The following is a 19401-nucleotide window of genomic DNA, read 5'->3' on the forward strand; positions in this document are numbered from 1 at the left end:
CTCGCCACCCCTGTTCCCTTCCCCTTTGCACCGTGGCCAAAAAGTCCTCCAAAAAATCCGCTGAAGAAGCCTTTTCCCCAATTCTTCCATCCGCCGCTCCCGTGGAGCACAAGCCGGTGGACACTCTCTATGGTGACTGGTTCCTCGACTACGCCAGCTACGTCATTCTCGAACGCGCCGTTCCTCACATCAACGACGGCCTGAAGCCGGTGCATCGCCGCATCCTGCACAGCATGGATGAACTCGAAGACGGCCGTTACAACAAGGTCGCCAACGTCGTCGGCAACACGATGAAGTACCACCCTCACGGTGATGCGTCGATCGGCGACGCCATGGTGCAGCTTGGCCAGAAGGATTTGCTGATCGACACCCAGGGCAACTGGGGCAACACGCTCACTGGCGACAACGCCGCCGCCCCCCGTTACATCGAAGCACGCCTGTCAAAGTTCGCCCTCGACGTCGTCTTCAGCCCGAAAGTCACCGAATGGGCCGCCTCCTATGACGGCCGCAACAAGGAGCCGGTGACCTTGCCCGTGAAATTTCCCCTTCTGCTTGCTCAGGGTGTCGAAGGGATCGCGGTCGGACTTTCGTGCCGCATTCTGCCGCACAACTTCGTGGAGCTCTGCGACGCCAGCATTGCGGCATTGCGTGGCGAGCAGTTTGATCTCCTGCCCGATTTCATCTCCGGCGGCATCATGGATGCCACCGACTACAACGGCGGCCTGCGCGGCGGGCGCATTCGTGTGCGAGCCAAGATCGAAGACGGCCCGAAGAAGAACATACTCGTCATCACCGAGATTCCCTATGGCACCACCACCGGTGGATTGATGGACAGCATCGTGGCCGCAAACGAGAAGGGCAAAATCAAGATCGCCCGCGTTGATGACAACACCTCGGACAAGGTGGAGATCGTCGTCCAGCTTCCAAGCGGCACCGACACCGAGCAGACGATCCAGGCCCTTTACGCCTTCACGGACTGCGAGATCTCGCTTTCGCCGAATGCGGTCGTGATCCAGGACGACAAGCCGCGCTTCATGAGCGTGAACGATCTGCTCAAAGCCAGCGCCGAGAACACCAAAAAGATACTCGGGCATGAGCTCGAAATCCTGCTAGGCGAACTGAATGAAAAATGGCATTTCAGCTCGCTGGAAAAGATCTTCATCGAGAACCGCATCTACCGCCGCATTGAAGAGTGCGAAACCTGGGAGGCAGTCCTGGACGCCATTTGGAAAGGCCTCAAGCCGCACCTCGCCCTGCTCAAACGCGAAGTGACCAATGACGATGTCGCGCGTCTGACGGAGATCAAAATCAAGCGCATCTCCAAGTTCAACAGCTTCGAAGCTGACGAGCAGATCCGCGAACTCGAGGAGGAGATCGATCAGGCGGAGAAGTTACTCCGGGGGCTGACCAAGTATACCATCCGGCATTTTGAGGAATTGAAAAAGACCTACGGTGCAGGCCGTGAGCGCAAGACCGTCATCAGCAGCTTTGATCGCGTGGCCGCCGCCGAGGTCATTGTGCAGGGCGAGACTCTCTACCTGAATGCGAAGGACGGCTTTGCCGGCACCGGCCTGAAACGTGAAGGCGAGCCCATTTGCAAATGCTCCCCGCTGGACGACGTGATCTTCTTCACCCGCGAAGGAAACATGAGCGTCACCAAGGCCGCGCCGAAGTTCTTTGTGGGCAAAAACCCGCAGTACGTCAATCTGTTCAAGAAGGACGACACTGCTGTCTACACGATGATCTATCGCGACGGCCGCCAGGGGAATCTCATGGCAAAACGTTTCCGCGTCGGCGGCATCACCCGCGACAAAGAGTACGTGCTGACCAAGGGCACCCCCGGCTCGATGGTCCTGTATTTCATCCGCCACGAGACCGAGGAGGATTCCAACGCCCAGAACGTCATCGTCCACCTCAAGCCGGCCCTCTATCTGCGCAACCTGTCGATCAAGTTCCCCTTCAACTCCATCGCCATAAAAGGCCGAGAGTCGCAGGGCAACATCATCACCAAACATGCGGTGGATCGCGTCGTGCGCGAGCCAAAGAGCGGCGAGAACGCCTCGTGAGGCTCTACAGAATCACCCCGGGCTGATAGGCTGCAGCCTGCGGGAATTCGTGGGTGATCGCCGCCACGCGGGCGCAGAAGGCATCAACCTGCTGCGGGGCGTCACCTGCGTTGGTTCTTCCTGCGTCAACAACGCGCTGCATGTCGGCGGCGGTGAGAGTGAGACGCGGATCATGCACGAGCCGGGTCAGAAGATCGTTTTCGCGGACCTTGCCGGTGCGCATGTCCTTGGCGACCTGCACCGCATGCTCCTTGATCACTTCGTGGGCGGTTTCCCGCCCTGCTCCCGCCTTGACCGCCTCCATCATGACAGTGGTGGTCAACAGGAAGGGCAGATAGCGCATCAGTTCCTGCTCAACGACGGCCTCAAAAACCTCCATTTGATTGAGAACGGTAAGGAGTGTCTCGAGCAGGCCGTCCATGGCCAGGAAAGCGTCCGGAAGCATTACGCGACGCACCACGGAACACGAAACATCCCCTTCGTTCCACTGATCCCCTGCAAGACCGGCCGCCATGGCCAGATACCCTTTGAGAATGACGTGCAGGCCGTTGATGCGCTCGCAAGAGCGGCTGTTCATCTTGTGGGGCATCGCGGAAGAACCCACCTGACCTTTGGCAAATCCTTCACTCGCGAGTTCCTGCCCCGCCATGAGTCGCAACGTGCGCGCGAAACTCGACGGGCCGCTGGCTAGCTGACAGAGCGACGCCACAACCTGCAAATCGAGGCTCCGTGGGTAAACCTGCCCAACAGCGTTGAAAGAGGCTGGCATTCCGAGATGCTTCAGAATGCTATTTTCGAGTTCAGACGCTTTGCCCGCATCTCCATTGAAAAGCGTGATTTGATCGAGTCGTGTGCCGACTGCGCCCTTCAATCCACGAGCCGGATAGCTTGCGATGAGGTGCTGAAGATCGCCAAACGCCACGAGCAGTTCCTCGCCGAACATGGCGAGGCGTTTGCCGAGAGTTGTCACCTGAGCGGCCACGTTGTGGGTGCGCGCAGTCAGTGGGATGTCCCGGGTCTCCGCCGCGCGCCGGGCGATTCCTGCGAGCGAGGCGACGCATTTGGCACGAATGTCCAGAAGCGAGCGAAACACCTGCAACTGCTCGACATTTTCGGTCAGGTCACGGCTCGTCATGCCCTTGTGCAGATGCTCGTGCCCGGCAAGATCGCAGAATTCCTCGATTCGAGCCTTCACATCATGGCGGGTCACACGCTCGCGCTCCATGATGGAGGCCACGTTGACCTGATCCTTAACCTTTTCATAGGCCTCGATCACACCATCCGGCACGCTGATGCCCAGATCACGCTGACCCTTCAGAACGGCGATCCAGTAATCACGCTCCAGCCTGACTTTTCCCTCTGGTGACCAGAGGGCGCGCATGGAGGTGGTGGCATAGCGTTCAGCAAGGACATTGGGAATGAATTCGGACATAGGAAACCTGCATCTAGGCGAAGCGATGCAGCTTGGCAAATGGCTTGCCGCCTCAGCCATTTCAATCCGGCTCCTTTCCACGCCAATCAGACAATCCCTCAATTTCCACGACTCATTGGAGGCACAATCAAGAGTCGATCCAAGGTCTGTACTGGTTCTATAGCGCACCGTGAAGCACTCCATGTTCTGGCCTGCCCGTTAATGTATGGATTTCTTCAGGATTTCCGAAGTTTTTCATATATTGCGCACTTTTGGTTTGCAATTGTGGCTACAATTCGCAAATCTACCAATTATCCCGAACCAATCATTTAGCTGAATGCCGACAATTACCTTGTAATAATGGAAATTATAACCTAACCTTGCTCAGACGCCACCAACGCGACTCAGTATTTATTTCTGAAAACAGACAGTTTTAGCCGACAGACCTCAATCCCACCTATATGGCCGACCTCAATGCACCCGAACTCATGACCGTGAAAGAGACGGCGGAGTACCTCCGCATCCCTCTTCCCACGGTCTATTACCTCGTCCAGCGCGGGCAATTGCCAGCGGTGCAAATCGGAGGTCGCTGGCGCATTAAACGCAGCCTGCTTGACCGTGATGTTTTGCGCAAAGAAGATGAGGCTGGGCAACCTACCGTGATGGTGGTCGACGACGACCCTGCTCTTCAGGCTCTTTTCAAACAGTTCCTCAAGAAGGCTGGATTTGGCCGCCTTGTTGTCGGCACTGGAGCCGAAGCCATCTCCATGGCGAAAAAACAGAAGTTCGACTTTGTCTTCTTGGACCTTAAACTTCCAGACGTGCCTGGAGATGAGGTTTACTCGCAGCTCAAAGCTCTCTATCCGGATCTCCCGATCGTTGTCATCACAGGCTATCCGGACAGCGAGATCCTCAGCCGCATCCTCTCCCATGGCCCGGTCACCGTGATCAAGAAGCCGATCGAATACGATCAACTCAACCTCGCGGTGAAACAGCTCGGCCATAAAGGTGCCGAGGCAGCAGCCTGAGTTTTTCAGCAGCAATCACTCTCGAAGCAAAGTCCCGTCAGCAACCTGACGGGACTTTTTTGTATCAGACCGAAGCGGAAGAGAAAAACACCTTCTCTGCCGTGCCTCGAAGCATCCAAGCCTTGTCCTGATCGCTCAGGAAATCCAGACGATCACGTATCAGTGCGATGGAATCGTGGTAGTTGTGACCAGGATCCACTTGGAACGGGCAGTCACTCGCCCACATCACTCGTTGCGGGCCGAACGCATCCCGCACCTGCCGAACAAGCCCGCCCATGTCCAGATATGGAGCCTTTTTAGTCCCCAGTGCATAGAATGCGGATGCTTTCACGTGAGTTTTGGGGTGACGTGCAAGGCGCAGCAAATTCCGGACCTCAGCCGGCTTCGCTGGACCAGCCATGCCAAGCCGGGCGAAATGGTCCACGACCACGCTCGTGTCGGGATACCATTCACACATCTTGTCGATCAAAGGGAGTGTGTCGGGATTGATCAGCGGACAGACGCTCACCTTCAATTCGGCTGCAGTTTTCCAGAGCGTCGCCATGCCCGCGGAACCGATCCAGTCAGACAAGTTCCCTGCCTTTCCGGCATTGATGCGGAAGCCGCGCACCCCCTGCCGCACCAAGCTGCGCATCGTGCCTGACACGTCCTCTGCATGCTCGTCAACAATCGCCACACCGCTGAAGACACCCGGATGGGCGCGCATCATGTCCAACATGTACCGGTTGTCATACTGGTAGTAACTCATCTGGATCAGAACAATGCGCCTCACGCCCTCCGGTCTGCAGTGGGCAAACAGCTGCTCAGGCGTGAAACTCGGCGGGCGCATGTCACTGATGGCATAGCCCCGGGCGAGGGGGTATTTTTCAACATCCGGCGTCCACACGTGAACATGAGCATCGATCCAGTCCCCTTTCCTGGCTGAGGGCACAAGCGAGCAGCCTGCAAAGGCGGCTGTGGAGGCGAGGAAGGAGCGGCGGGTCTGTTTCATAGAAAAGCAGTTTCCAAGTACGCACTTGGGAACGCAAGCCTTTGCATGGCTGCATGAACTCATTCATCATTCCACATGTCCAAACTGCGCCGAATCTGTGTCTATTGTGGTTCCAGCTCTGGAAACGACCCCATGCATCGGAGCGCCGCACATGCTCTCGGCGCATTCCTCTCAGAAAACGGCATCGGTGTCGTCTATGGTGGCGGAAATGTCGGCCTGATGGGGGCGCTAGCTGACGGTGCGCTGTCAACAAAGGGAGAAGTGATCGGGGTGATTCCTCAGGCGCTCATGGAGAAGGAGCTTGGCCATGGCGGCGTCACCGAACTGCATGTCGTGAGCAGCATGCACGAGCGCAAGCAGATGATGGTCGATCTTAGCGACGGCTTCATTGCCCTGCCGGGGGGATTTGGCACCTTGGATGAGCTGTTTGAGACCCTGACCTGGTTGCAGCTCTCATTTCACAACAAGCCGGTGGGATTGCTTAATCTCGGTGGATTCTATGACGGATTGATCGATTTCATCGCTCACATGAGCCTTCAGGGCTTTCTCAAACCTGAACATGCGGCCTGTGTGTTAGTTGAAAGTGATCCGGCGAGTCTGCTAGCCACGATGACCGACTTTCGGCCGCCGGACCTAGGAAAGTGGATCGAGAAACTCGCCGCCGAAACGCGCTAGTCACCCCTTCAAGAGGTCGAATCAAAGGAGTCAGGCCGAAATGGCTTGTTCGCATGATCCCCCTACACAGAGAACACTTCTTGACAGGTTGTTCACAGGGCAGTGCGAATTCTCATTCTTGTGTTTGTCCCCCTTGCCGCCCCCTGAAATAAAACGAGATGGTGTACACCCTTTAAGTGTAAGACTCTGAGTGTGGAACCCTTGCTTTTGAATCGTGGAACGCTCGGAGGGCTAGATTTCATGAAACAATTTCGACTAACTTCTAATGTACGGCCCCATGGCTGACATGTTGTTAGAAATGGTTTTTCATGCCAAGAATTGAGGTTATTTAGAATGTTGAAGTTAAACAATCTAAATAGACTTTAAACGTCCTAGAAGAGGTCCATTCGAAGCGTGCCACGGTTACGAGAACCTAACCTCCTGCTCCTCCAACCCGGCAAAACAGCGTCACTTTGAAGTGACTTCGAAACGTTGAGTCTTATCCGTAAATTACCTACGCCGGGGCGCATTTATCAAAAGACATGTGTTCAGCTAAGTTTTTTTCAATTTTGATAAGCCGCTCCAGATTCCCCTCTGCAGCGGCGCAAGTCGCATAGTCGCCCTCAATTTGTTCACAGGTTACCGAAGGCTGGTCTCTGCTTGAGGTCTCGTAAATCGCAATAACACATAGCCCTCCATTTCGATCTTGTGGCAAAGTTTGACATTCGTTAGCCTGCCGACTCCCAAATTGATGAAAGCCTATCAGATTACTGGAACCAACGGATTGGACTCCCTTCAGCCAGCCTCACTGGCAGACCCTATCCCCGGTTCCGGGGAAGTGCTGATCCGGGTTCGTGCGGTCTGTCTCAATTACCGGGACTACATGAACGTTCTTGGCATCCGTGGCGTAACCGGGCCGGTGCCACGTACTCCTTGCTCTGACGGTGCCGGTGAGATCGTGGCCGTGGGGGATGACGTCTCAAATCTAAAGGTTGGCGACCGCGTGGTATGTCCGTTCATGCCGACATGGCTCGACGGAGAATTCAGCCAGGCTCATGCCTCGCAGGCCTTGGGAGGCGCAGTGGACGGCCTGCTGCGTGAACTCGCGGTGGTTCGTGCCGAGAGCCTCCTTCCTGTTCCTGCACATCTTTCTCTGGAAGAGGCAGCCACTCTTCCCTGCGCGGCTGTCACGGCTTGGGATGCCTTACATTGCCGGGGAGGGATAAAGGCAGGTGAAACTGTTCTTGTGCTCGGCACCGGTGGTGTCTCGGTTTTTGCCCTGCAGTTCGCCAAACTGGCAGGCGCACGCGTATTGGCGATCACAAGCAGTGAGGAGAAGGCCGCGAAGCTTGTCGAACTGGGAGCAGATGCGGTGTGCAACTATAGGACCAATCAAGCCTGGGATGATTGGGCATTGGCGCAGACTGGCGGACGCGGAGTGGACAAGGTGATCGAAATTGGGGGACCGGAAACGCTGAATCGCTCCCTCAATGCCACGCGTTTCGGAGGGCACATTTCCCTCATCGGCGTTCTCACCGGCACCAGTGGTGAAATCCAGATGGTGCAAATACTGCGCAAAGGCATCCGTCTCGACGGCATCTATGTCGGGTCTCGAGCCATGTTCGCGCAGATGCTAGCGGAGATTGAACGTGTGAAATTAAGACCCGTCATCGATTCAACCTTCGAGTTCGACAACGCTCACGACGCTTTCCGACGGATCGAAAGCGGAAAACACTTCGGTAAAATCGTGATCCGGGTGTGAGATCACCGGACGGGGATCGTTTCGTGGGGCCATGTATCTGCGCTCCCTGTTTCTCTGTCTGACCTTCGCCACCCTTTCCGCTACGATCTGTCTTCGAGCAGCCTCGCCCAACATCATCCTCATCATGTCAGACGACATGGGGTTTTCGGATCTTGGTTGCTACGGTGGGGAAATCCAGACTCCGATTCTCAACAAGCTGGCTCAAGGTGGCGTGAGACTGAATCAGTTCTACAACACCGGACGCTGCTGCCCTACCCGTGCCTCGTTGCTGACCGGCCTGTATCCTCACCAGGCGGGCATCGGCCATATGATGGAAGATCGAGGGCATGACGGCTATCGCGGAGATTTGAACAACCACTGTGTGACAATTGCAGAGGCGCTGAAACCGGCGGGCTATCGGACCTATGCGGTCGGCAAATGGCACGTCACCAAGCACGTGCAGCCGGAGGGGCCCAAGCACAACTGGCCGCTGCATCGCGGCTTTGACCGCTTTTATGGCACGATCACAGGAGCCGGGAGCTTTTATGACCCGGGCACCCTGACCCGTGACGACAGGCTGATCTCCCCATTTGCCGATCCCGAATACCAGCCCAAAAAGTACTACTACACCGATGCCATCAGCGATCACGCGATCCGGTTCATCGATGAACATGCCCGTGATCAGAAGGAGAAACCCTTCTTCCTCTACATGGCCTACACGGCGGCACATTGGCCAATGCACGCCTTGGAGGAGGACGTGGCCAAGTATCGTGGCAAGTACGACGCAGGCTATGAATCCGTGAGGCAGTCCAGACTTATGCGCATGAAGGAGATGGGATTGATCGCCAAAAATGCCGAGCTTTCCCCGACGGCCGGCGATTGGACCAACGTGACGGCCAAGGCCTGGGAAGCTCGCTGCATGGAGGTGTATGCCGCGATGATCGACCGGATGGACCAGGGCATCGGCCGCGTGGTCGGAACGTTGGAGAAGAACCACCTTCTCGAGAACACCCTCATTCTCTTCCTGCAGGACAACGGTGGATGTCAGGAGGGTATTGGACGACAGGCCAGGCAACCGGAAGCCAATCAAAAGACTTATCCCGTCATCGCTCAGGACGCCATTCGTCTCGATATCATTCCCAAACAGACACGCGACGGCCAGTCGGTGAAGCAGGGACAGGGCATCATGCCAGGCGGGCCGAACGACTACATCGCGTATGGCGAGGCTTGGGCGAACGTTTCCAACACGCCGCATCGAGAATACAAGCACTACGTCCACGAGGGCGGCATCTCCACGCCGCTCATCGCCCACTGGCCGGCAGGCATTCCGGCCGCGCAGCAGGGGAAGATTGAACTTAAGGCCGGTCACCTCATCGACATCATGGCCACCTGCGTCGATGTCGCCCGTGCAAGCTATCCCACCGAATATCAAGGACAGGCAATCAAGCCGATGGAAGGTATCAGTCTCATTCCCGCCTTTCAGGGCAAGGACAACGGCGTGCGCTCCATCTTCTGGGAGCATGAAGGCAATCGCGCTCATCGCGTTGGTCCCTGGAAGATCGTGGCCAAGGAGAACAAGCCTTGGGAATTGTACAACATCGATGAGGACCGCGCTGAACAGCACGATCAGTCGGCCGCGAATCCCGATCGCTTGAAGACCATGGTCGCCGAATGGGACGAGTGGGCGGCGCGTGCGAATGTGCTGCCTCTTGGCGGATGGAAGAATCCTGTTTCGGGAAAAGGAGCGAAGAAGAAGGCCCAGGGAAAGGCAGGCAAGCTGGATTGATTTTGGAACAAAACGTGCTCCATTCCGCGTCCATGACACTCCCTCAGATCGCTCTCGATGTCCCCACTCTGAAACTGAGTCTATCCATCGTCGGTGGCCTGCTGCTGCTCGCAATGGTGCGAATCCTCTTTCTCCTTCGGACCAACAACCGCCTGCGGGAATCCACCGCCAAAATGGAGAAGCAGGTTCTCATTCAGCATCAGGAGATTCTTTCTGTTCGTCAGGATTCCAATGCATGGCGTGGTGAGCTTCAACGCATGTTCGATGCGTTTCGCGCCGAGTTTTCCAAACGCCTGGACGAATCCGAGCAACGTTACAAAGATGCCCGGGAGCGCTGTGAAACAGTGATCCAGCCGACGCCGGGGGCAGTTGCAGCCGCCGTGGCTCCTTCTGCGCCTCCGCCTCCATCACTTCCTCCTCCCGAGCAGCCCGTTCCTGCCGCCGTATTGGAAGAGCCCACTGTGACGCCGGTTCCGGCGCTCAACATCTCCTGACACCTGTCATCACGGGAGTCTGCGGGACATTGAAATTCCGTCAAAGCGAAGGACCGCAAGCAGGATTGATTTGGAACGGCATTTGCTTCATAAAAAGGCATGATCAACGCCATGTCCCAGGAGATGCAGGTTCTGCTTATCGGACTGACCATCCTTGTTGCTCTTTTTCTTTTGTCGCTTGTTCGCATCGTTCTGCTATCGCGAGCCAATCGCCGCATGCGTGAGGAGAGTGTGAAGATGGAAAAGCAGGCAACCCTTCAGCAGATGGAGGTCACCGCCATCCAGCATGACTCCAAATCCTGGCGAGAGAGGACGCAACGTCAGTTCGATGCTTTGCGCAGCGATATGGCTCATCGTCTTCAGCGGGCGGAACTGGGCGGCGCCCAGGCTGTCAAAGACTTGGACGAGGCCCATCGACAGGCGCTGACGGCGGCCTTGACCAAGGTCTCGGATCTGGAGGCCCGCCTCGCTGCCAAGCCCCCCGTTCCCGCCTTTCAGAAACCCGCTGCGGCGCTTCCCAAACCACCACCGCCTTCCTTGCCTTCGCTTCCAGCAATGGAAACGCTGCGACTGCAGGCGCTCGAATCAGAACTGGCCGCCGCCAAAACTGAAATCGCCCACGTGAGGCAGCAGAATGAAGCACTTCAACGTGCGCTCCTGTTGGCGCGGCGGAAGCAACCTGCCGTGCGCAAATCCGCCCTCCGCGGCGCGGCACGAAGCGCCTGAAGGAAGTAAGCACGAAGTGCTTTTTCCTCTCGCCAATGGAACGAGAGCGTCTTTATTCGTCCCCTCACGCCATGCGCCTCATGCGAATGGCCTCGTGTACCACATCAGCCCCTTTCGCACCATGACTGAGAACCCTACCGCAGACTCACCATTTGGCACCGTTTCGCCGCACGATCCCTTCCAGGCCGCGAAAGCCAGCGCTCTCAAAGCCGCTGAAGAACTTCGTGCTGCCGCCGCCCAAAAGGCCTCGGAATTCCGCAACGCTGCCGAAGCACGTGCCCAGCAACTCCGTTCCACGGCTGAACAAAAGGCGTCTGACATCAAGGAAAAGGCGGGGGAATTTGCCGACAACACTTTCAGCGAAGCCCGCGAGCGTTACGCGGATCTGCGCGCCGAAGCTGAAAAGTTTGCACGTGAGAAACCGCTGCAGGCCCTGCTTACCGCATTCGGTGTTGGATTTGTCGTCGGCGCCATTCTGCGTCGTTGATTCTCCATCACGCAACTTCCCTCATGAATTCAGGCATGCCGCCCGCATCCGAGGAACGCGCCAGTGCATCAGGACTGCTGCGCTCTATCGCCTTGTACGTTGAGGCGCGTGGACGCCTTCTGCACATCGAAGGGCAGGAAGCGGGTGCCCGCCTCTCCGGCATGATCGGCATGTTTATGCTCGGGCTCGCGGCTCTCATCATCGGCTGGATGCTCGCCGCTCCTGCGCTCGTTTGGATCATCGCCGAGACCAATGGCTGGCACTGGACCCGTGTAGCGCTCGCCGGCGCCGGCATTCATCTCTTCCTCGCGCTGCTTCTGCTGGCCGGTTTGAAATCCAGGCTCCGCAGCACCCAGTTCTTTGAGGATTCCTTTAACCAATTCCGCAGAGATCGCGAATGGCTCGCCAGCAACAAGAACAAATGACACCGAAGCAGCAAGCTTTGCGTGATTTGGAGGACGCCCGCGCGTCCTTGGCGCACCATGCCTCCTTGGCGGTGGACGAGTGGAGTCCGCGGGCGCTGATCACCCGCAGTGTGGAAAAACATCGCACCCTTTGGATTGCCGCCGCCGCCATCGTGGGAGCAGCCCTCCTCAAATTCATCTGGCCTTCTGGCGAACCCCATCCAAAACACGGTATCTTCGGCGCCGGCTCTAAGAAACGGGGCCTCTTCGCGTTGCTCCTCAGTCCGCTGCTGGCTCTCGCTCGTAAGTCGGTACTGGACCACGGCACCCAGTTGTTTGAAACTTACCTGCGTCAGAAAGTTTCTCCGAACGACACGGATGCCGGAACAGTCTAGCGTCACCACCTTTTCATGTCTGATCCCAACCAACCCCCACAAGATCTTCTTCCCGTTCTGGGCTCCGTGGACGACTACCTGCGTTTTTGCATGGAGTATGATGCGTCCGACCTCCATCTCGCCACTGGTGCGCAGCCTGCGTGGCGGCGTTACGGCAATCTTCAGCCCATTTGGAGCAACGCGGCCCTGCTCACCCCGGAAGACGCCCGCCGACTTGCCTACGGTTTCCTTGGCGAAGCTCAGATCAAGCAGCTCGAAGCACGTGGTGACGTCGACTTCGCCTACTCGCCCAACTACGGTCGTTTTCGCGCTTCCGTCGTGCAGCAGCGTCTCGGCATCGACATGGTGTTCCGTGTGATCAAGACCCAGATCAAGACCGTCGAGGAGCTCGGTCTGCCGGACACCGTCAAGACGCTCACCCGCTTCCACAACGGACTCATCCTCGTAACCGGTCCCGTAGGATGCGGTAAATCAACCACGCTCGCAGCACTGGTCGATTCCATCAATGCCGAGCGCCAGGATCACATCATCACGCTCGAAGATCCGATCGAATACATCATCGAGCCCAAAGGCTGCCATGTGAACCAGCGCGAGGTTCACACGCACACGGCTTCCTTCGCCGCCGCTCTCCGCGGTGCGCTTCGTGAAGACCCGGACGTCATCATGGTTGGTGAAATGCGCGACCTTGAAACCATTCAGCTCGCCATCACCGCTGCTGAAACGGGTCACTTGGTGCTCGGCACCCTGCACACCGGCAGCGCCGCACGCACGCTCGACCGCGTGCTCGACGTGTTCCCAATCGACCAGCGCGACCAGATCCGCATCATGGTGTCTGAATCATTGCGCGGCATTCTTTCCCAGCAGCTCGTGCCAAAGATCGACGGCAACGGTCGTGTCATGGCGCTCGAGGTGCTCGTCAACACACCTGCCGTCGGCAACTGCATTCGCGAAGGCAAGACCTTCATGCTCGCGGGCGTCATGCAGACCGGCAAAGGCGTCGGCATGGTGACCATGGACGACGCATTGCGCAATCTCTACGCCACCGGCCAGATCAGTCGTGAGGAGTGTGAGTCCCGCTCCGAAGACAAGATTCAGATGAAGAAGTTCTTCGAATCCTGATCACGCATCATTCAAAAATCGAGAACTGAGATCTCTCCATGCCAATCATTGATCAATACTTTCAGAAGCTCATCGAAATGGGCGGCTCCGACCTTCACCTCAGCCAGGGACAGCCGCCAAAAGTTCGCGTCCACGGCAGCATCAAGCCCATCGCAGACAACATCCTCGACAAGCATCTCATGGAAACCATGATGCGCGAGATCTGTGACACCCGCGCCTGGGAGCGCTACGCCGAGAAAGGCGACCTCGACTTCGCCTACGAGATGGATGAGGACAACCGCTTCCGCTGCAACTACATGAAGCAGCAGCACGGCTACGCCTGCGTGTTTCGTATCATTCCCACGAAAATCGCCAGCCTCGAACAGCTCGGCATTCCGCCCGTGGTGAAGGAGTTCGGCCACATGCGCAGCGGGCTCGTGCTCGTCACCGGGCCCACCGGTTCGGGCAAGTCCACCACGCTGGCCGCCCTGCTCGACTACATCAACGTCAACTTCCGCCGCCACATCATCACGATCGAGGAACCGATCGAGTTCGTGCACCGCAACAAGAAGAGCATCATCACTCAGCGCGAGGTGCCCATTCAGACGCCCTCATTCGCCGACGGCCTTCGCGCCGCGCTGCGTGAAGATGCGGACATCGTGCTCGTGGGTGAAATGCGCGACCTTGAAACCATCTCCCTTGCGCTCACCGCAGCGGAGACCGGCCTGCTCGTGTTCGGCACCCTTCACACGAACAACGCCCGCAAGACCGTTGACCGTATCATTGACGTCTTCCCCTCCGACCAACAGAGCCAGGTGCGAACCATGCTCGCCGCTTCGCTCAAAGGCGTCGTCGCCCAGCTCCTCATGAAGAAGTCCGACGGCAAGGGCCGTGCGGCCGTGAATGAAATCATGGTGTCCAATCCCGCCGTCGGCGCCATCATCCGTGAAGGTGCCACGCAGAAGCTTTACGACGTCATCATCGGTGGCAAAGCGCAGGGCATGCAGTTCATGGACGAGGCCATCTGGCAGAAGCTGCGTGACGGCTACGTCACGCCGATGGAAGCCTACATGAAGGCCATCGACAAGAACCGCTTCAAAGCCTTCCTCCCGCCAGAAGACGCCGGCCTCGCCGCCGCCAGCGGTGGAGACGCGAACAAGTGACCTGGGGAGAAGCCGTGTTGGAGCAGTTGAGTCTTGTTTCGGCAGAAGCCGTGAATTAGCATCCCTTTAATTCAAGGATGAGCACGGCTTCAGAGGGAATTCCGACCGACCACCCACCACGCACCGGCGATCATCCCAGTGCGCTGGCAATTCTCACGGCCACCGCAGTGGGCGGGGTCATCGCCACACGTCTGGGCAAGGCACCGCTCGCCCTTGCTGCCGGGGCGGCTGCGTATGCCCTGCTCAAGCCCAAGAGTCACGTCACGTCGAAGCCGGTTCCCGTTCCGGCACCGGAACCCGCGCCACTTCCTCCACCTCCTCCAGCAGAGAGCACGCCACAGAATCAGATCGAACAGTGGCTTGTCCGGCAGATGGATCGTGAGACGCAGCTTGCGCACGTCGAGTTGCCCACCTCACCAGAGCCTGCGCCTCACTCCGTCATCGAGGACGACTACCAGCCGCAGTCGCTTCTCATGGATGATGCGCCCGAGGACGTCGAACACTCCTTGTCTCACGAAGCCTTGGTTCAGCTCACTCAGCCCGCGCGGAGGCTTCCGCCACCTGACATCAAGCAGGAGCCGGATCTGCCTGCGCTTCAGGCTCTCGAAGCCACCGAGTCCGCGCCGACCTCCGGAGCGGCTTGGCTTCTCGGTGTGGAGCCCCTGCCGAGTGTGGGTGAAGACACGGCGTTCTCTTCGTTTTCCAGCCGCATGTTTTCCTCCGCACCCGAGGAGGAAAAGTCGTGCATGTCGCCGCCTTCGTTTGCCGCTCCCACCTTTCAAGGGGCCGCTCTCCCTGACGAAATCGAAGTCCCTTCCCAGCCGGAACCTGAGACGACCGCAGCTTCCGTCGAGCCGACACCGCTCGTGCACATCACGCCCACGCTTCCGGGCGGAGCGGGTTTCCCTGCCGCGCCTGCCGAGTCCGCGCCCGATCCCGTAGGTCCTCCGCCGGTTTCGTTTTTTGCGCCACCGGCATCCGACATCACCCCGCCTCAGTTCACCTGGGCGCCGCCACCCATCGAGCACGCCACATCAGCACCCGCCGCCAAGACCATCGAGCCTTCTGGCGACACTCCGGAAATTCCGGTGCAGGTTGCCAGCCCGGGAGAAGCGTCCTTCGATCCCCCGCCACTTGAAAACGTGCTCGACAATCCTTGGCAGCCCCCGCCCGAACTCGTGGCCAAGCCGTCACCGGTTGTTGCGCCGCCGCCTGTTCCCCCCACACCCGCTGGTCCGGTGGTCGAGGCGGAGATCGTGCTGCGTCCCCGCGCACCGACGCAGAACGCCGTCATTCCCAAATCGTCCAAGCCTGTCTCCCCGCGCTTCGCCAAAAACATCCCGCCGGACAATGAGAACCAGGAAGCTTCTCAGGCACCTGCGGAAAGTGAAGACAAGTCCCTGCCCCCCGCCCCGGTGCAAACTCCGCGTGAGCAGCGAGCCCGCCCTACCTGGCGCTCCTGGTGGCGCGGGGATTGAGCGCTTGCTCGTGATCTCTCATTCTTCAGCCGGCTCTTCGGCTTTGAGCTTCTTCCGCTCTGTGTAGGCACGGTCGGCGGAGATCGCAAAGATCTGCTTCTTCGCATCCACGGGATAGATCCACTCGGCGCGCACGCTTTTCACGGCATAATCCGTCAGGCCCGCCACAAAGATCCGGTCAGGCTCCGTCTGCGTGATGCCCTGCGTCATCACGGGTTTGCGGTCCAGATCAAACCGCCCCGGCACCGGCACCATCACGATCGGCCAGGAGTCGCACCAGGCACCGTCCTTCAGCACGCCGCGCACCTCAATGCGCAGCCACAGCCGCTCTTTCTCAATGCGGTTGATCGCCGCATGCTCCGCTTTCTGCCTGGCCTCCAGCGCCGCCATTTCCACCTTCGACTTTTCCTTCTCCTCCAGCGCCTTGATGCGTTTGTCCTTCACCTCGGGCAGTTCCGCCGCCGCTTCGCGTGCGTTAAAACCATGAGCTTCCTGCACCAGCAGCGGCATCTCGATCAGCGGCAGCGTGGCCACCCCGGTCGCGTGTGAAAAGGTGATCTGGCTCGCCGTCACCTTCTTCACCTTCACCTCGCGATAGACGTCCCCACGCGCCGTGCAGAGCCATTCGTATTCGCCCGGCTTTCCTGGAACCGGCTTCACCTCGTTCTTCCGCACCTCCTCTTCCGCGTGCAGCAGGGCCGCGCATAACAGGAGCAGGACGATGAATTTCATGCAGCATTTTCCGGCAGGGTGCCCGGTGGTCGCCAAAGATGGCCCCACGCCTCGCTCCGTCAACTCCGGCGCCTTCGGACGGCCCGTCTCCCGCATTTCCGTCGCTTGCATTCCCCCCATGCCTGCTAGACTCGCGCTCCTGCCAGTTCGTCATTCATCACTCTGATTTCGTCATTTCAATCATGTCTCACAAAGTCCTCATCATCGGAGCCGGCGGCGTTGGCCGCGTCGTCGTTCACAAGTGCGCCCAGCTTCCCGACGTCTTCGGTGAAATCATGCTCGCCTCCCGCACCAAGTCGAAGTGCGACAGCATTGCCGCCGAACTCAAGCGCCCCATTCAGACCGCCGCCGTCGATGCCGACAACGTCCCCGAACTCGTCAAGCTGCTGAAGAGCTACCAGCCTGAAGTCGTCATCAACGTCGCGCTTCCCTATCAGGATCTCACCATCATGGACGCCTGCCTCGAGGCCGGCGTGCATTACATCGACACCGCAAACTACGAGCCTCGCGACGTCGCCAAATTTGAGTACCACTGGCAGTGGGCCTATCAGGAAAGGTTTAAAGCCGCAGGTCTCACCGCGCTGCTCGGCTGCGGCTTCGATCCCGGTGTCACCAATGTTTACACCGCCTATGCGATGAAGCACCACTTCAGCAAGATCGACACCCTCGACATCCTCGACTGCAACGCCGGCGACCACGGCAAGGCCTTCGCGACCAACTTCAATCCTGAGATCAACCTCCGCGAAGTCACCGCCAACGGCCGCTACTGGCAGGACGGCAAGTGGGTCGAAACCAAACCGCTCGAAATCAAGCGCAGCTTCCCCTTCCCGGACGGCATCGGCCCGAAGAACATTTATTGCCTCTACCACGAAGAGCTCGAGTCCTTGACCAAGCACTTCGACATCCGCCGCGCCCGCTTCTGGATGACCTTTGGCGATGCCTACATCAAGCACATGGAAGTCCTCGTGAATGTCGGCATGACCGGCATCCATCCCGTGAAGCACAAAGGCGTCGACATCATCCCCATCGAGTTCCTCAAAACGCTGCTCCCCGAACCCGGAACCCTCGGCCCTGATACGAAAGGCAAGACCTGCATCGGCAACTGGATCGAAGGCACTGGCAAAGACGGCCAGCCCAAGCGCTACTACGTTTACAACATCTGCGACCATCAGGAGTGCTACAAGGAGACCAACTCGCAGGGCGTCAGCTACACCACCGGCGTCCCCGCCATGATCGCCGCCCGCCAGCTCCTCACCAATCCGTCCGAGTATCGCCAGCCCGGCGTCTGGAACATCGAGCAGCTCAATCCCGATCCCTTCATGGCCGACCTCAACGCCTACGGCCTCCCCTGGGTCGAGACCTGGCCCACCGAGGCGCTGCCCGGAGAGTAATCCCCGGTAGGGACGCGCTGCGCCGCGTCCCATTTCTTCTTCGGCAAAGGCCCCCATCACCCGAACGATTGGCCGAAAAAGGAGCCGAGCCGAAGGATGGAGGCGAGACAGGCCATGCGCTGCATGGGGCAACGCCCGACTGCGCGGGGAGCGTAGGAGCCAACAGAAGACAAAAACATCCGGTCTTTTTTAATCTCTTTCGTCTCTTGATTCCATTGTCCCCGGTAGGGACGCGCTGCGTCGCGTCCCATTTTCTTCGTCGGACCCGACGCAGCGGGTCCCTACCCCGGAGGGCAACGCTCCGGCGTTGCCGACTTCGGCAGACGCAGAGGTCTGCCCTCCCAAGGAGCGGGGAACTCCGTTCCCCATCTTCCCCGTGGGGCCGGAGACCCCACCTCCTTGTTCCTCCCTCCCATCCCGGTAGCGACCCCCGCTAAGTACGACGGACACTCCTGTCCGTCGCTCCCCACCGCACCCGCCTGCCGACCCGACAGACAAGAGTGTCTGTCGTACTTCCTCCCCCGGTAGGGACGCGCTGCGCCGCGTCCGACTCGGCTGGGAGACAAGTAGGGACACGGCGCAGCATGTCCCTACCCCATGGAACGGACCGCCAACCAAGCCACCCCGGGCATTGATCATCAGCGCCTTGGAGAAGGTTTTGCTCGGTCCAGCTCCATGCCAGCCATTGGCGGGTGGCACCCGGGAAAGTCCGGAGCGTCACCGGCTGTTGGCTGGCACCACCCCGGAGACTCCGACCTCTCACCAGCTGTTGGCTGGCGGCACCTCGGAGACTCGGACCCTCTCACCAGTTGTTGACTGGCGGCCCCTCGGAGACTCGGGCCTCTCACCGGCTGTTGGCTGGCGGCCCCTCGGAGACTCGGACCCCTCACCGGCTGTTGGCTGGCAGCACCCCGGAGACTCGGACCCCTCACCGGCTGTTGGCTGGCAGCACCCCGGAGACTCCGACCTCCCACCAGCCGTTGGCGGGTGGCACCCTAGAAACTCCGACCTCCCAGCAGTTGTTGGCTGGCAGGGTTCCGGACTCTCCGGGTGGTCAGAACGCATTGGCTGGCGGCGTTCCGGAGATCCCTTCCCGGCAGCGCCGAAAGCCTCCTCGCTCTCGTCCGGTTCCGGCATGGCGTCGCGTGATTCATCGCCGCCTATTCCACCACAGGCCCCGGCGGGAAGTCGAAGCAACTCGGGTATGAACTTCAGCCCTCCGCCAACTGGTCCATCGACGCCTCCACCACGACCACCGCCAGCGGCTTGTTCAGCGCCTTGGACAGGCGCTCCACCGTGTCCAGCGTCGGGTAGCGCTGCTGGGTCTCGATGAAGTGCAGGCCCATGGGCGAGATG

General features: G+C 58.9%; 17 protein-coding genes. 14 read left to right on the forward strand and 3 right to left on the reverse strand.

Annotated features, from left to right (window positions below; all coding sequences use genetic code 11):
• Positions 1–80: 80 nt before the first annotated feature.
• Positions 81–2066 carry a DNA gyrase/topoisomerase IV subunit A gene (locus KDL09_RS04210; protein WP_345781068.1) on the forward strand — a complete coding sequence of 662 codons (1986 nt, stop codon included), beginning with the start codon at positions 81–83 and terminating at the stop codon, positions 2064–2066.
• A 4-nt stretch (positions 2067–2070) separates the two neighbouring features.
• Here the strand turns inward: KDL09_RS04210 and purB are convergent, their stop codons facing one another.
• Positions 2071–3498: an adenylosuccinate lyase gene (gene purB, locus KDL09_RS04215; RefSeq protein ID WP_294381750.1), complete on the reverse strand. Its 1428-nt coding sequence runs from the start codon at positions 3496–3498 to the stop codon at positions 2071–2073.
• Between the two features lie 440 nt (positions 3499–3938).
• On the opposite strand from purB, the gene KDL09_RS04220 reads away from it, so the two are divergent.
• On the forward strand, positions 3939–4505 hold the full coding sequence (locus KDL09_RS04220) for a response regulator (protein ID WP_294381753.1): 567 nt from the start codon (positions 3939–3941) through the stop codon (positions 4503–4505).
• A 64-nt stretch (positions 4506–4569) separates the two neighbouring features.
• On the opposite strand, the gene KDL09_RS04225 is transcribed toward KDL09_RS04220, so the two are convergent.
• Positions 4570–5496: an amidohydrolase family protein gene (locus KDL09_RS04225; protein WP_294381756.1), complete on the reverse strand. Its 927-nt coding sequence runs from the start codon at positions 5494–5496 to the stop codon at positions 4570–4572.
• Between the two features lie 75 nt (positions 5497–5571).
• On the opposite strand from KDL09_RS04225, the gene KDL09_RS04230 reads away from it, so the two are divergent.
• The 11 genes from KDL09_RS04230 (at position 5572) to KDL09_RS04280 (ending at position 15922) form a co-directional block, all read left to right on the forward strand.
• The gene (locus KDL09_RS04230) at positions 5572–6171 is read left to right on the forward strand and encodes a TIGR00730 family Rossman fold protein (protein WP_294381759.1); all 600 of its coding nucleotides are present in this window, start codon (positions 5572–5574) and stop codon (positions 6169–6171) included.
• 730 nt (positions 6172–6901) lie between these two features.
• Positions 6902–7912 carry an NAD(P)-dependent alcohol dehydrogenase gene (locus KDL09_RS04235; protein WP_294381761.1) on the forward strand — a complete coding sequence of 337 codons (1011 nt, stop codon included), beginning with the start codon at positions 6902–6904 and terminating at the stop codon, positions 7910–7912.
• A gap of 31 nt (positions 7913–7943) precedes the next feature.
• The gene (locus KDL09_RS04240) at positions 7944–9677 is read left to right on the forward strand and encodes an arylsulfatase (protein ID WP_294381763.1); all 1734 of its coding nucleotides are present in this window, start codon (positions 7944–7946) and stop codon (positions 9675–9677) included.
• Positions 9678–9709: 32 nt separating this feature from the next.
• Entirely contained in the window at positions 9710–10171 is a 462-nt protein-coding gene (locus KDL09_RS04245; protein ID WP_294381766.1) for a hypothetical protein, read from the forward strand.
• A 99-nt stretch (positions 10172–10270) separates the two neighbouring features.
• Positions 10271–10897 (forward strand): hypothetical protein, encoded by a 627-nt coding sequence (locus KDL09_RS04250; protein ID WP_294381769.1) that lies wholly within the window; start codon positions 10271–10273, stop codon positions 10895–10897.
• Positions 10898–11018: 121 nt separating this feature from the next.
• A complete protein-coding gene (locus tag KDL09_RS04255) occupies positions 11019–11384 on the forward strand; it encodes a hypothetical protein (protein ID WP_294381772.1) in 366 nt (121 codons plus the stop codon).
• A 35-nt stretch (positions 11385–11419) separates the two neighbouring features.
• On the forward strand, positions 11420–11809 hold the full coding sequence (locus tag KDL09_RS04260; RefSeq protein ID WP_294381774.1) for a phage holin family protein: 390 nt from the start codon (positions 11420–11422) through the stop codon (positions 11807–11809).
• Entirely contained in the window at positions 11806–12183 is a 378-nt protein-coding gene (locus KDL09_RS04265; RefSeq protein ID WP_294381777.1) for a hypothetical protein, read from the forward strand. The genes KDL09_RS04260 and KDL09_RS04265 overlap by 4 nt, the downstream gene beginning before the upstream one ends.
• 15 nt (positions 12184–12198) lie before the next feature.
• On the forward strand, positions 12199–13302 hold the full coding sequence (locus KDL09_RS04270; protein ID WP_294381781.1) for a type IV pilus twitching motility protein PilT: 1104 nt from the start codon (positions 12199–12201) through the stop codon (positions 13300–13302).
• 38 nt (positions 13303–13340) lie between these two features.
• Positions 13341–14444: a type IV pilus twitching motility protein PilT gene (locus tag KDL09_RS04275; RefSeq protein WP_294381785.1), complete on the forward strand. Its 1104-nt coding sequence runs from the start codon at positions 13341–13343 to the stop codon at positions 14442–14444.
• Positions 14445–14521: 77 nt separating this feature from the next.
• Positions 14522–15922, forward strand: a complete 1401-nt coding sequence (locus KDL09_RS04280) for a hypothetical protein (protein ID WP_294381790.1) — start codon at positions 14522–14524, stop codon at positions 15920–15922.
• An 18-nt stretch (positions 15923–15940) separates the two neighbouring features.
• Here the strand turns inward: KDL09_RS04280 and KDL09_RS04285 are convergent, their stop codons facing one another.
• Positions 15941–16654, reverse strand: coding sequence for a hypothetical protein (locus KDL09_RS04285; RefSeq protein WP_294381794.1), 714 nt, complete (start codon positions 16652–16654; stop codon positions 15941–15943).
• Between the two features lie 182 nt (positions 16655–16836).
• On the opposite strand from KDL09_RS04285, the gene KDL09_RS04290 reads away from it, so the two are divergent.
• Positions 16837–18045, forward strand: coding sequence for a saccharopine dehydrogenase family protein (locus KDL09_RS04290; protein WP_294381797.1), 1209 nt, complete (start codon positions 16837–16839; stop codon positions 18043–18045).
• The last annotated feature ends 1356 nt before the right edge of the window (positions 18046–19401 follow it).

Origin of the sequence: Prosthecobacter sp., from assembly GCF_020439865.1 — a bacterium.
In the GTDB taxonomy this organism is placed as follows: domain Bacteria; phylum Verrucomicrobiota; class Verrucomicrobiia; order Verrucomicrobiales; family Verrucomicrobiaceae; genus Prosthecobacter.